This is a genomic window from Streptomyces sp. JLYT201 (genome assembly GCF_059448825.1).
This window is the reverse complement of the sequence record NZ_CM182551.1, coordinates 7202159-7215346: the sequence shown is the minus strand read 5'-3', so window position 1 is coordinate 7215346 and position 13188 is coordinate 7202159. Positions and strand designations below refer to the sequence as shown.

Genomic DNA, 13188 nt, shown 5'->3' with positions numbered 1-13188 from the left:
CTAACGCTGAAGTTTAGGGTTACCAGTGTGTCTGTTCCCTGGACTCTTCCGAACAGGACACTAAGTCGACAAGTGGCGCGCGTTCAACGAACACGCCGAACCTCCCGTTTTTCTTTTCACCCTATGTGATCAGGCGTAGCAATGCCCATCCAGGGTGCTGGCCTGCGCTGATGTACGTCAACTCGCCGATGACGCCGGGGCGGTGGGGACCGTCACGTCGAAGTGCCGTGCCTTGGGGACGGCTTTCATCAGGGCGCTCAGAGCTTCGGCCTTCATACGGCCGTTCTCGCTGCTCCCCCAGGCGACGGTACGCCCGTCCGCCAACTCCAGCGAGATGGAGTCGTACGACCTGACCTTGACGGTGGTGGTCTCCGCGGCCACGGCGCCGGGCAGGTCCGTGACCACCCGGACCGCCTCCCGGCGCAGCCGGTCGGGGCCGAAGCGACGCAGGCTGGCGGCCGCGCCACCGGATTGATGCGGTGTCAGGGCCAGCCGGGGGGTGTTCTTGGGAGCCTTGTCGACCGTGGCGAAGCGCACACCCTTGGCGTCCACTTCGACGAACTTTCCACCCTTTTCGATGAGCAGGGCGGCGGTGCGCTCGGTCACCTTCAAGGTGATCCCGTGGGGCCAGGAGCGGATGACGTCAACCGTGTCGATCCGGGGCAATTCTCTGCGCAGCCGCTCCTCGACGGCGTCGGAGTCGACCGAAATCAGCGGTCCGCCGGTGCCGATCCCGGCCACCTCGCGCACCTGGTCCGGCCTGAGGACGACCGTCCCGGTCGCCGTGATCCGCTCCACGCGCAGCCAGGGCGAGGCGTAGAGCACCCAGACCGCGGCCCCGCCGAGGACGCACAGCAGGGCCGCGAGGAGGATCAGGGTGCGCGACTTCGGCAGCCGGGGGCGGCGCGAGCGGGGGCGGGGCGGGCCGGACTTGGGCCCCTGCCGTTCGGCGGTCTTCTGTCCGGCCACTCTCCCCTGCCTTCTCACGCGCTGCGGCGTGACGCAATCGCCTCGTGCACCATGCCGACGAGGAGGTCGTCGGCGTCCCTGCGGCCGAACTCCGAGGCGGCACGGGACATCTCGTACAGGCGGTGCGGGTCGGCGAGCACGGGGAGCACCTGGGACTGGACCCATTCGGGCGTCAGTTCCGCGTCGTCGACCAGCAGTCCGCCGCCCGCCTTGACCACCGGCTGGGCGTTGAGCCGCTGTTCGCCGTTGCCGATGGGCAGCGGGACGTAGGCGGCCGGGAGCCCGACGGCGGAGAGTTCGGCGACGGTCATCGCGCCCGCGCGGCAGAGCATCATGTCCGCCGCCGCGTACGCGAGGTCCATCCGGTCCACGTACGGTACCGGGATGTAGGGCGGCATTCCGGGCATGTTCTCGACGTACGGCAATTCGTTCTTCGGGCCGACGGCGTGCAGGATCTGGATGCCCGCGCGCTGCAGGACCGGGGCGACCTGCTGGACGACCTCGTTCAGCCGGCGGGCGCCCTGGGAGCCGCCGGAGACGAGCAGGGTCGGCAGGTTCGGGTCGAGGCCGAAGGTGTCCCGGGCCTCCGGGCGCACCTTCGCGCGGTCCAGCATGGCGATGGCGCGGCGCAGCGGGATGCCGATGTAGCGCGAGCCGCGCAGCTTGCTGTCGGGCGTGGAGACCGCGACGGCCGCCGCGTACCGGGAGCCGATCTTGTTGGCGAGGCCGGGGCGCGCGTTGGCCTCGTGCACCACGATCGGCACGCCGCGGCGCTTGGCCGCGAGGTAGCCGGGCAGCGCCACATAGCCGCCGAAGCCGACGACGCAGTCCGCCTTGGTGCGCTCCAGGATCTGCTCGGCCGCCTTGATGGTGCCGCGCAGCCGCCCGGGCACCGTGATCAGCTCAGGTGTGGGCTTGCGCGGCAGGGGGACGGCGGGGATCAGGGCGAGTTCGTAACCGCGCTCGGGTACGAGTCGGGTCTCGAGGCCGCGCTCCGTGCCGAGGGCCGTGATGCCCACGGTCGGGTCCTGCCTGCGCAGGGCGTCTGCGAGGGCAAGCGCGGGCTCGATGTGGCCGGCGGTCCCCCCGCCGGCGAGTACGACATGCACCGAAATTCACCGCTCTCCGGACGAACGCGCCTTGACGCGCCGTCGCATCGTGTTCCATCTCACCCGAGGTTGCCGCATGGCCAGGGCCGCCTTCGCCGCGGGGTCCTGTCGCGCGAAGGCGATGAGGAGTCCGACGGCGAACATGGTCGGCAGCAGGGCTGAGCCTCCGTAGGAGAACAGCGGGAGCGGGACACCGGCGATCGGCAGCAGGCCGAGCACCGCACCGATGTTGACCACGGCCTGGGCCGTGATCCAGGTGGTCACACCTCCCGCGGCGTACCTCACGAAGGGGTCCTCCGTGCGTCCGGCCACGCGGATACCCGCATAGCCTAGAGCCGCGAACAGGGCGAGCACCGACAGTGTCCCCGCGAGGCCGAGTTCCTCGCCGGTGATGGCGAAGATGAAGTCGGTGTGCGGTTCGGGTAGTTGACCCCATTTTTCCACACTCGCGCCCAGTCCGGAACCGAAGAATCCGCCCGAGGCGAGGGCGTAGATGCCGTGCACGGCCTGCCAGCAGGAGTCGCCGGGGCCCGGCTCGGTCGCGCCGATGCACTGCAGGCGCGCCATCCGGTTGGGGCTCGTCTTGATGAGGATCACACCGAGGACGGCCGCGATGCTCAGCACGCCCGCGAAGAGCCGCGTGGGCGCCCCGGCCAGCCAGAGCAGGCCGAAGAGGATCGCGGTGAGGATGATCGCCGTGCCCATGTCGCCGCCCAGCATGATCAGGCCGAGCAGCATGAAGGTGACGGGCACGAGCGGCACCAGCATGTGCTTCCACTGCGTGAGCAGCCGCTTGTCCTGTTTGCGTGCCAGCAGGTCGGCGCCCCACAGGACCAGGGCGAGCTTGCCGAACTCACTGGGCTGGAGCTGGAACGGACCGCCCAAATAGATCCAGTTCTGATTGCCGTTGACGCTGCGCCCTATCCCGGGGATCTGGACGAGGACCATCAGGAAGACGGACCCCGCGAGGATCGGGTAGGACAGCGCCCGGTGCAGCTTGAGCGGCATCCGCATGGCGATGAGCAGCAGCGCGCTGCCGAGCACCGCGGCGACGAACTGCTTGCGGAAGAAGTAGGAGGCGGGCAGGTTCAGCTGCAGCGCCTGGATCATCGACGCCGAGTAGACCATCACCAGGCCGAGGGCGGTGATCAGCAGGGCGGCGCCGAGGATCAGGTAGTAGGCGGTCAGGGGCCGGTCCCAGGCCCGCCGGGCCCGGACGTAGAGCCGCCGTACGGGGCTCTCGCGCGGCACCGGGGTGCTGCGCGGGCGGGCCGGCCGTTTCGGCGTACGCGGGGCCCGGGGCGTACGGACCGGGGCGCGCCCGGCCATCAGCGCCGCCCCCGACCGGCGCGCGGCCGTACCCGACAACGCCCCCACACCCACAACGCCGACGCTTTCACGTGCCCTCCTCACGGTGCCGGGTGCCTGACGACGGCACCCGGCCCGGGTCCGTGTCAGGCGCTCGCGCCGAGTTCGCGAACCGCTTCCGCGAACGCGTCACCACGCTTGTTGTAGTTGGTGAACATGTCCATCGACGCACAGGCCGGGGCCATCAGGACGGTGTCCCCCGGCGCTGCGAGCCGTGCCGCCTGGCGTACCGCCTCGGCCATCGCCCCAGTGTCGGTCCGGTCGAGGTCGACGACCGGCACCTGTGGCGCGTGTCGCGCGAGGGCTTCCCTGATCAGGGCGCGGTCGGCGCCGATCAGGACGGCCCCGCGCAGCCGCTTCGCCGACGCGGCGACCAGCTCGTCGAAGGTCGCGCCCTTGGCGAGGCCGCCCGCGATCCACACGATCGACTCGTACGCCGCCAACGAGGCCTGGGCCGCGTGGGTGTTGGTGGCCTTGGAGTCGTCGACGTAGGCGACCCCGGCCACGTCGGCCACGTGCTCGATGCGGTGGGCGTCCGGGCTGAAGGCCCGCAGGCCGTCGCGGACGGCCGCCGCTTCCACGCCGAAGGCGCGCGCGAGCGCGGCCGCCGCGAGGGCGTTGGCGATGTTGTGCGGGGCCGGAGGCCGGACGTCGGAGACCTCGGCGAGCTCCTGGGCCTGCTTCTGGCGGTCCGGTACGAAGGCACGGTCGACCAGGATGCCGTCCACGACGCCGAGTTGCGAGGGGGCGGGCGCGGCCAGCGTGAAGCCGATGGCGCGGCAGCCCTCCTCGACGTCGGCCTCCCGGACCAGGTCCTCGGTGGACGGCTTGGCGGTGGCGTCGGCGTTGTAGACGCACGCGACCTGGTTGCCTTCGTAGATCCGGCCCTTGTCGGCGGCGTACGCCTCCATGGAGCCGTGCCAGTCGAGGTGGTCCGGCGCGAGGTTCAGCACGGCGGCGGAGTGCGCGCGCAGGGAGGGCGCCCAGTGCAGCTGATAGCTGGACAGCTCGACGGCCAGGACGTCGTAGGCGTTGTCGCCCTCCCGTCGCTCACCGCCCTCGGCGGAACGCGCTTCGCGGGCCGCCCTGTCCTCCAGGACGACGTCGACGATCGGCGTGCCGATGTTGCCGACGGCCGCGGTGCGCAGGCCGCCGGCGCGCAGGATCGACGCCAGCATCTGCGTGGTCGTGGTCTTGCCGTTGGTGCCGGTGACGGCCAGCCAGGGGGCGGCGCCGGGGCCGCGCAGGCGCCAGGCGACCTCCACGTCGCCGATGACGTCGACGCCCGCCGCGGCGGCGGCCGCGAACAGCGGGCTGTCCGGCTTCCAGCCAGGCGAGGTGACGACGAGGCCGGTGCCCTCGGGCAGCGTCTCGGCGTCCCCGAGGCGCACGGCGACGCCCGCTTCGGCGAGCTCCGCGGCCCGCGCCTGGAGCGCCGGGCCCGAGCCGCCGTCCACGACGGTCACCGCGGCGCCGAGGCCCGCGAGGGCGCGCGCGACGCTGACGCCGCTGACGCCGAGCCCGGCCACGGTGACGCGCAGCCCCTTCCAGGAGTCCTGCGAGGCGCTCACTTCTTGGCTGCCCATCCGGCGTAGAAGAGGCCGAGTCCGACGATGACGCACATGCCCTGGATGATCCAGAAGCGGACCACGACCAGGACTTCGGACCAGCCCTTGAGTTCGAAGTGGTGTTGCAGTGGCGCCATCCGGAAGACCCGCTTACCGGTCAGTCGGAAGGAGCCGACCTGGATGACCACCGACATGGTGATGAGGACGAAGAGGCCGCCGAGGAGCGCGAGCAGCATCTCCGTGCGGGAGCAGATGGCGAGGCCCGCGAGGGCGCCGCCGAGCGCGAGGGAGCCGGTGTCGCCCATGAAGATCTTGGCGGGCGAGGTGTTCCACCACAGGAAGCCGAAGCAGGCGCCCATCAGCGCGGAGGCCACGACGGCCAGGTCCAGCGGATCCCTGACCTCGAAACAGGCGGCCGGGTTGGTGAGGTCCTGGGCGTTGGCACAGGACTCCTGGAACTGCCAGACACCGATGAACGTGTACGCGCCGAAGACCATCACGGAGGCGCCGGTGGCGAGGCCGTCGAGGCCGTCGGTGAGGTTCACGCCGTTCGACATCGCCAGGATCATGAACAGCGCCCAGACGACGAACAGGACCGGGCCGATCGACCAGCCGAAGTCCTCCACGAAGGACAGCTTCGTGGACGCCGGGGTCTGGCCCCGGCCGTCGGCGAACTGCAACGAGATCACGGCGAAGGCGATGCCGACGATGAGCTGTCCGGCCATCTTCGCCTTGGCGCGCAGACCGAGCGAGCGCCGCTTGACGATCTTGATGTAGTCGTCGAGGAAGCCGACCAGGCCCATGCCCGCCATCAGGCCGAGCACGAGCAGGCCCGAGATGGTGGGCTCGGCACCTGTGATGATCTTGCTCAGGAAGTACGCGATGAGGGTCGCCAGGATGAAGGCGATGCCACCCATGGTCGGCGTGCCGCGCTTGCTGTGGTGCTCGCGCGGGCCGTCGTCGCGGATGTACTGGCCATAGCCCTTGCGTGCCAGGAGCTTGATCAGCAGGGGCGTCCCGACCAGGGTCAGGAAGAGCCCGATCACACCCGCGAAGAGAACTTGCTTCATCATCGGGCGTCAACTCCGCCCGTCGCGGTGCCGGCGGCGGTGTCCGCCACGAGCGTCTGCGCGACGCTCTCGAGGCCCACCGATCTGGACGCCTTCACCAGCACGACGTCTCCTGGGCGCAGCTCGCTGCGCAGCAGGTCGATCGCCGCCTGTGCGTCGGACACGTGCACCGACTCCTCACCCCACGAACCCTCGTTGTATGCGCCCAGTTGGAGCCAGGACGCTTCCCTGCCCCCGACTGCCACGAGCTTGTTCACGTTCAGCCGGACGGCGAGGCGCCCGACCGCGTCGTGCTCGGCGAGCCCCTCGTCCCCGAGCTCGGCCATCGGGCCGAGCACCGCCCACGTGCGCCCGCCCTTGGCCTGTGCGGCCTTGCCCATGGCGACCAGCGCGCGCAAGGCGGCGCGCATGGACTCGGGGTTCGCGTTGTAGGCGTCGTTGACGACCGTCACGCCGTCCGGGCGCTCGGTGACCTCCATACGCCAGCGGGACAGCGTGCCCGCCTCGGAGAGCGCGAGGGCGATCTCGTCCACGGACATGCCAAGGTCATGGGCGACGGCGGCCGCGGCGAGCGCGTTCGACACGTGGTGCTCACCGTACAGGCGCAGTCGCACGTCGCTGCACCCGGAGGGTGTGTGCAGCGTGAAGGCCGGCTGTCCGTTCTCCATGAGCCGGACATTCTCGGCGCGTACGTCGGCGTCGTCGGCCTCTCCGAAGAGCAGCACGCGCGCCTGCGTGCGCGAGGCCATCGCGCGCACCAGCGGGTCGTCGGCGTTGAGGATCGCGGTGCCGTCCGCCGGGAGGCTCTCGACCAGCTCGCCCTTTGCTTCCGCGATCTGCTCGCGGCCGCCGAACTCGCCGATGTGGGCGGTGCCGACGTTCAGGACGAGGCCGATCCGCGGCGGGGTGAGGCCGGTCAGGTACCGGATGTGGCCCTTGCCGCGCGCGCCCATCTCCAGGACCAGGAACCTGGTCTCCTCGGTGGCGGACAGGGCGGTCAGCGGAAGCCCGATCTCGTTGTTGAACGAGCCGGGGGTCCACACCGTCGGCGCCGCGCGCTGGAGCACCTGCGCGATCAGGTCCTTGGTGCTGGTCTTGCCCGCCGACCCGGTGAGGGCCACGAGGGTGGCGCCGAGCCGGGCGACGACGTGCCGGGCGAGCGCGCCGAGCGCCGCCTGTACGTCGTCGACGACGACGGCGGGCACGCCGACGGGCCGCTGCGCGAGGACGGCCACGGCGCCCGCCGCGACGACCTGCGCGGCGTAGTCGTGGCCGTCGACGCGCTCGCCTGCGAACGCGACGAACAGGCCGCCGGGCTCCACCTCACGGGAGTCCCGGACGACCGGCGCGGTGACCCGGACCGACGGATCCGGTATGTCGTACGTCTGCCCGCCGACGACGGTGGCGATCTCGGCGAGGGAGAGGGCGATCACAACTTCATCCCTGGGTTTGCTGGATAGCTTCGCGAAGCACCTGGCGGTCGTCGAAGGGACGGACCACCCCGGCGATGTCCTGGCCCTGCTCGTGGCCCTTGCCCGCGACGAGGACGGTGTCGCCGGGCTCGGCACGGGCGACGGCCGCGGCGATCGCGGCGGCCCGGTCCTCGAAGACGGCGACCTCGGCACGCTCGTGGGCGGGCACCTCCGCGGCGCCCGCGAGCATGGTGGCGAGGATCGCGAGGGGGTCCTCGGAGCGGGGGTTGTCGGAGGTCAGTACGGCGGTGTCGGCGAGCCGGGCCGCGGCGGCGCCCATCGGCCTGCGCTTGGTCTGGTCGCGGTCGCCGCCGCAGCCGAGCACGATGTGCAGCTTGCCCTCGGTGACCTTGCGCAGCGCGCGCAGGACCGATTCGACGGCGTCCGTCTTGTGGGCGTAGTCGACGACCGCGAGGTAGTCCTGGCCCGCGTCGACGCGCTCCAGGCGGCCCGGGACGCCGGGCACCGCGGCCACGCCGTCGGCCGCGGTCTGCGGGTCGATCCCGGCGACGGCGAGCGCGACGATCGCGGCGAGCGTGTTGGCCACGTTGAACGGGCCCGCCAGCGGCGACTTCGCGGCGATCCGCTCGCCCTTGGGGCCGACGGCGGTGAACGTGGAGTCCATCGGCCCCACCTGGACGTCCTCGGCGCGCCAGTCGGCGTCCGGGTGGCCCTCGGCGGAGAAGGTGGTGACCGGCACCTCGGACTCGGTCAGGAGCCTGCGGCCGTACTCGTCGTCGTAGTTGACGACGCCGAGCCGGGCGCGCCGCCGTGTGAACAGCTGCGCCTTGGCCCGGAAGTAGTCCTCCATGTCGGAGTGGAACTCCATGTGCTCCGGGCTCAGGTTGTTGAACACGGCCACGTCGAACACGCAGCCGTCCACGCGCCCGAGCACCAGGGCGTGGCTGGAGACCTCCATCGCGACCGCCTGGACGCCGCGCTCGCGCATCACCGCGAACAGCGCCTGGAGATCGGTGGCTTCGGGCGTGGTGCGCTCGGACTTGATGCGCTCGTCACCGATGCGCATCTCCACGGTGCCGATGAGCCCGGTGCTGCGGACCTCTCTGAGGCCGCCCTCCATGAGGTACGCGGTGGTGGTCTTGCCCGACGTACCGGTGATGCCGATCTGGAGCAGGTCGCGGCCGGGGTGGCCGTACACCGCGGCGGCCAGCTCGCCCATGCGGCCGCGCGGGTCCTCGACGACGAGGACCGGCAGGCCCGTGCCGACGGCGCGATCGGCGCCCGTCGGGTCGGTGAGGATGGCGGCGGCGCCGTGGTCGGCGGCCTGGGCGACGAAGTCGGCGCCGTGCATGCGGGCGCCGGGCAGCGCGACGTACAGGTCGCCGGGGCGCACGGCACGCGAGTCGTGGGTGATGCCGGTGACACCGGTGGCTCCCGGTGCGGTGCCCGGGGCCGCGGCCCCCAGCTGATCGGCGAGCTCCGCGAGGGGGGTGGCGGAGACCTGGGCCGGCCTGGGCGGTCCCGGATGGGTCACGGGAGCGTCCTTCTGGGTGGTTTGGGACTGATCAGCGTGTGGCACGGCGGTGAGCGTACCGGGCGTACCCCCGCTGGGGCCAAAAGGGAGGGGCCCTGGTGTGCGGTTCCCCGGATCCGGGGTGATCGTCGTCACGGCGGATCCCGCTCAGCGGCCCGGCTTGTCGGCGACCGGCGGGCGGCCGGGCGTCTCCGGCTTGCCCGGCGTGAAGGTGACCGGGAGGCGGGCGGGGGTGTGGCCGGTGGGCGGCACCTGGAGGGTCTTCAGGGAGAACTGCATGACCTTCTTGTAGATGGGCCCGCAGATCTGGCCGCCGAAGTAGCTGCCCTTCTTGGCGTTCTGGATGACGCAGTAGACGGTGACGCGCGGCTTGTCGGCGGGCGCGAACCCGGCGAAGGACGAGGTGTAGCCGCGGTAGCGGCCGGTCTGCGGGTCGACGCGGTTGGCGGTGCCGGTCTTGCCCGCGACGCGGTAGCCGGGGATGCGCGCCTTCGTGCCGGTGCCCTCCTCGTCGTCGACGACGGACTCCAGCATCCGCGCGACCGTGTTCGCGGTTTTCTTGCTGACGACGCGGTTCTTCGCGGGCGCGGGCGCGGGCGTGAAGCGGCCGTCGGGCCCCTTGGTGCCGCGCACGAGCGTGGGCTCGATCCGTACGCCGTCGTTGGCGATGGTCGAGTACACGGAGGCCGCCTGCATGGCGTTGATGGAGACGCCCTGGCCGAACGGGATGGTGAACTGCTGCGAGGTCGACCACTTCTCGGGCGGCGCGAGGATGCCCTTGGTCTCGCCCGGGAACCCGAGTCCGGTGGGCTTGCCGATGCCGAACTTGCGCAGGTACGAGTAGAGGGTGCGGTTCACCTGCCGCTGGGTGTCGCCCAGCTCCCCGGTGGCCAGGATCGTGCCGATGTTGCTGGACTTGGCGAGCACGCCGTTGAGCGTGAGGTACCAGGTCGGGTGGTCGATGTCGTCCTGGAAGAGCCGGTCGCCGCGGTGCAGCCGGTTGGGGACGGTGACCCGGGTCTGCGGGGTCGCCGCGTTCTCCTCCAGGACGGCGGCCATCGACATGACCTTGGCGGTGGAGCCCGGTTCGTAGGCGTCCTGCACCGCCGCGTTGCCGAGGCTTCCGCTCGCGGCCCGGGACAGGTCGTTGGGGTCGAAGCCGGGCGCATTGGCCATGGCGAGGACCTCACCGGTGCGGGTGTCCTGCACGACCACGTAGCCGCGGTCCGCCCGGGACTTCCTGACCTGCTCGGTGATGGCGTCCTGCGCGGCCCACTGGATGTCGCGGTCGATGGTCAGCTCGACGTCCGAGCCGGGCACGGCGGGCTTCTCGTTGGTGCCCGCGGTCGGCACCTGGCGGCCGCCGGACTGGGCGTAGCGGATCTCCCCGGGCTTGCCCGCGAGGCCCTTGTCGAGTTGCTGCTCGATGCCGCCGCCGCCCTTGCCGTCGGCGTTGACCCAGCCCAGTATCCCGGCGGCCAGGTCGTCGTTCGGGTACACGCGCTTGCTGGTGGGCACGGCGAAGACGCCCGCGAGGACGTTGACCGCCGTGGCGTCGGCGTTCGCCTTGTCGGCGAGCGTGGCGCGCAGGTCCTTGATCTGCTTCCACACCTGCGGGGTCTCGCGCCGGGCGAGCAGGGTGAAGCGGGTCTTGGGCGTCCTGAGCTTCTTGGCCAGGACGTCGGCGTCCTCGTCGACGATCGGCGCGAGCAGGGCCGCGGCCTGCTCGGGCGCGTCCTTGATCTTCGTCTCCCCGGCCGTGAACAGCGTGGGGTCGGCCGTGATGTCGTACGCGTCCACGCTGGTGGCCAGCTCGACGCCGCGGCGGTCGGTGATGGCCCCGCGCTCGGCGGCGATCTTGTGGCTGGAGTACCGGTTCTTCTCCGCCTTGGCGGCGTACGCGTCGGCGTCGACGGCCTGCACCTGTAGGAGCCGCACCACGAACGCCAGCATCACCAGGGTCAGGGCGAGGCTGACCAGGCGCAGCCGCGGCCGGGGGCTGCCCAGGCGCAGCGGCCTGGCCGCGGCCGGGCGCGGGCGGCGGGCGGGCCGCCGGCCCTGCTGGGGGCGGCGCGGCCCGCCGTCACGGGCGGGCCGGACGGGGCGGGCCGGTCCGGGGACGCGACGCCGGGGCGGCGGTTGACGGTCCGTCACTTAACGTCACCTGCCGGAGGTCGTGGGGGCGGGCTTCGCGGAAGGGGGCGGGGCGGCCCCCGGCGGGGCGGCGCCCGGTGAGGCAGCGCCCGGTGAGGTGCCGCTCGCGGGCGGCACGGCGGCCGGGCTCGGCGCCGGGGACGGCACGGCCGCGGGCGTGGGCAGCGCCTCGGGGGCCTGCGGCGCCGGGGGCAGCGGCGCGGGCGGGCGGGCCGCGGACTCGCGCAGGGCGGAGGGGCCCGGCGCGCTGCCGGGGACCCCGCGGACGGTGCCGTCGGGGTTCAGGAAGGCCGGGTCGCCGCCGGGGACCATGCCGAGCTCGCGGGCGCGGCGCTGGAGCGCGTCCGGGGCGGCGTACTCGTCGACCTCCCGCTGGAGCTGCTGCTCCTCGTCGGTGAGCTCCTGAGTCTCCCGCTTCACCTTGCTGAGCTGGAAGGACCCTTCGTTGAGCGAGGAGTTGAGCAGCAGGAGCGTGATCAGGCCGCCGCCGAGCAGCAGCACGACCAGGAGCATGAAGGGGGTCCGGGCGGCCTGGCTCGGGCCGCCCGGCAGCAGCCGCGCGAGCCGCGCCGCCCGCCCCCGGAGCTGCGGTCTCCTGCTCACGAAAGCCACCTCCTCCACGAAGCCACCTCGGTCATGCGGACCCCTCGCTCCCCTCGCCTCCGCGAGCCGCCCCGCTCACGCGGGCACCTCGCGGACGCCTCTCACGGAGTGACGTCCTCGCGGATGCGCTGGGCTCCGCGCAGCCGCGCGGGCGCGGCCCTGCGGTTCTCCGCGATCTCCTCCTCGGTGGGCAGTTCGGCACCGCGCGTGAGGAGCTTGAGCCGCGGCTGGTACTCCTCGGGCACGATCGGCAGGCCGGGCGGCGCGGTGTTCGCCGCCCCGGCCGCGAACACCTGCTTGACCAGGCGGTCCTCAAGGGAGTGGTACGACAGGACGGCGATGCGGCCGTCCACGGCAAGCGCCTTCACGGCCGCCGGGACGGCCCGCTCCAGGACGCTCAGCTCGCCGTTGACCTCGATGCGCAGGGCCTGGAAGGTGCGCTTGGCGGGGTTGCCGCCGGTGCGCTTGGCGGCCTGCGGGAGCGCGTCCCTGATCAGCTCGACGAGCCGGGCGCTGTTGCTGAAGGGCTCCTTGTCGCGCTCGCGCACGACGGCGGACACGATCCGCTTGGCCTGCTTCTCCTCGCCGTACGCGCGCAGGATCCGCACCAGTTCGCCCGCGGGGTAGGTGTTGAGGACCTCGGCGGCGCTCATGCCGGTCGTCTGGTCCATGCGCATGTCCAGGGGAGCGTCCTGGGCGTAGGCGAAACCGCGGTCCGCCTCGTCGAGCTGCATGGAGGAGACGCCGAGGTCGAACAGGACGCCCTGGACGCGCGGCAGGCCGAGCCGGTCGAGCACCTCGGGCAGCTCGTCGTAGACCGCGTGGACGAGGGTCGCGCGCTCGCCGTAGGGCGCGAGCCGCTCACCGGACAGGCGCAGCGCTTCCTTGTCCCGGTCCAGGGCGACGAGACGGGCCTCGGGGAAGGCGGTGAGGAGGGCCTCGCTGTGGCCACCGAGGCCGAGGGTGCAGTCGACGACGACGGCTCCCGGCCGGGTGAGCGCCGGGGCCAGCAGGTCCAGGCACCGTTGGAGCATCACCGGGACGTGTCGGCCCGCCCGTCGCCCACCACCCTCATGGGGAAGCGCTTCGCGCCCTGTCACTTTGGGGCCCTCTCAGATCCGGCGGGTGTCGTACGCACCGCCGGGTCCCCGCCCGCTCGGTGAAGGGGAGCCGGACGTCGGCGCCGGGGAGGCGGCGTCAGCCGACCGGGAGCGGGAGGAGGCCGAGCCGTACGTACGCGCCACGCACGTGGGGAATTCTGCGAATCTCCGGATGTACCAGCGGGGAGCAGGTCTCCGCTCCCGCTTCGCGTCACTTTAGTCCACCCTGTCTCGCGGTCAATCAACCGGCCTGCGCGGCGCGGCCCGGCCGGGATCACGT

The 13188-nt window shown here is 72.2% G+C and carries 10 protein-coding genes; all 10 read right to left on the bottom strand.

Annotated elements, in window-relative coordinates; all coding sequences use genetic code 11:
• Positions 1-177 precede the first annotated feature (177 nt).
• Positions 178-969 (bottom strand): cell division protein FtsQ/DivIB, encoded by a 792-nt coding sequence (locus tag AC5WAM_RS30535; RefSeq protein WP_495519507.1) that lies wholly within the window; start codon positions 967-969, stop codon positions 178-180.
• 14 nt (positions 970-983) lie between these two features.
• Positions 984-2078 carry an undecaprenyldiphospho-muramoylpentapeptide beta-N-acetylglucosaminyltransferase gene (gene murG, locus AC5WAM_RS30530; RefSeq protein ID WP_138959230.1) on the bottom strand — a complete coding sequence of 365 codons (1095 nt, stop codon included), beginning with the start codon at positions 2076-2078 and terminating at the stop codon, positions 984-986.
• A gap of 6 nt (positions 2079-2084) precedes the next feature.
• Positions 2085-3407: a putative lipid II flippase FtsW gene (gene ftsW / locus AC5WAM_RS30525; protein ID WP_366790770.1), complete on the bottom strand. Its 1323-nt coding sequence runs from the start codon at positions 3405-3407 to the stop codon at positions 2085-2087.
• Between the two features lie 125 nt (positions 3408-3532).
• The gene (gene murD, locus AC5WAM_RS30520) at positions 3533-5032 is read right to left on the bottom strand and encodes a UDP-N-acetylmuramoyl-L-alanine--D-glutamate ligase (RefSeq protein WP_495519506.1); all 1500 of its coding nucleotides are present in this window, start codon (positions 5030-5032) and stop codon (positions 3533-3535) included.
• Positions 5014-6087 (bottom strand): phospho-N-acetylmuramoyl-pentapeptide-transferase, encoded by a 1074-nt coding sequence (gene mraY / locus AC5WAM_RS30515; RefSeq protein WP_030679360.1) that lies wholly within the window; start codon positions 6085-6087, stop codon positions 5014-5016. The genes murD and mraY overlap by 19 nt, the downstream gene beginning before the upstream one ends.
• Entirely contained in the window at positions 6084-7517 is a 1434-nt protein-coding gene (locus AC5WAM_RS30510) for a UDP-N-acetylmuramoyl-tripeptide--D-alanyl-D-alanine ligase (RefSeq protein WP_366790772.1), read from the bottom strand. Before AC5WAM_RS30510 ends, mraY begins: the two co-directional genes overlap by 4 nt.
• A 4-nt stretch (positions 7518-7521) precedes the next feature.
• The gene (locus AC5WAM_RS30505) at positions 7522-9186 is read right to left on the bottom strand and encodes a UDP-N-acetylmuramoyl-L-alanyl-D-glutamate--2,6-diaminopimelate ligase (protein ID WP_495519505.1); all 1665 of its coding nucleotides are present in this window, start codon (positions 9184-9186) and stop codon (positions 7522-7524) included.
• A 12-nt stretch (positions 9187-9198) separates the two neighbouring features.
• Entirely contained in the window at positions 9199-11205 is a 2007-nt protein-coding gene (locus AC5WAM_RS30500) for a peptidoglycan D,D-transpeptidase FtsI family protein (protein ID WP_495519504.1), read from the bottom strand.
• A 6-nt stretch (positions 11206-11211) separates the two neighbouring features.
• On the bottom strand, positions 11212-11808 hold the full coding sequence (gene ftsL, locus AC5WAM_RS30495) for a cell division protein FtsL (protein WP_495519503.1): 597 nt from the start codon (positions 11806-11808) through the stop codon (positions 11212-11214).
• A gap of 101 nt (positions 11809-11909) precedes the next feature.
• The gene (gene rsmH, locus AC5WAM_RS30490) at positions 11910-12845 is read right to left on the bottom strand and encodes a 16S rRNA (cytosine(1402)-N(4))-methyltransferase RsmH (RefSeq protein WP_495519502.1); all 936 of its coding nucleotides are present in this window, start codon (positions 12843-12845) and stop codon (positions 11910-11912) included.
• Positions 12846-13188: the final 343 nt, after the last annotated feature.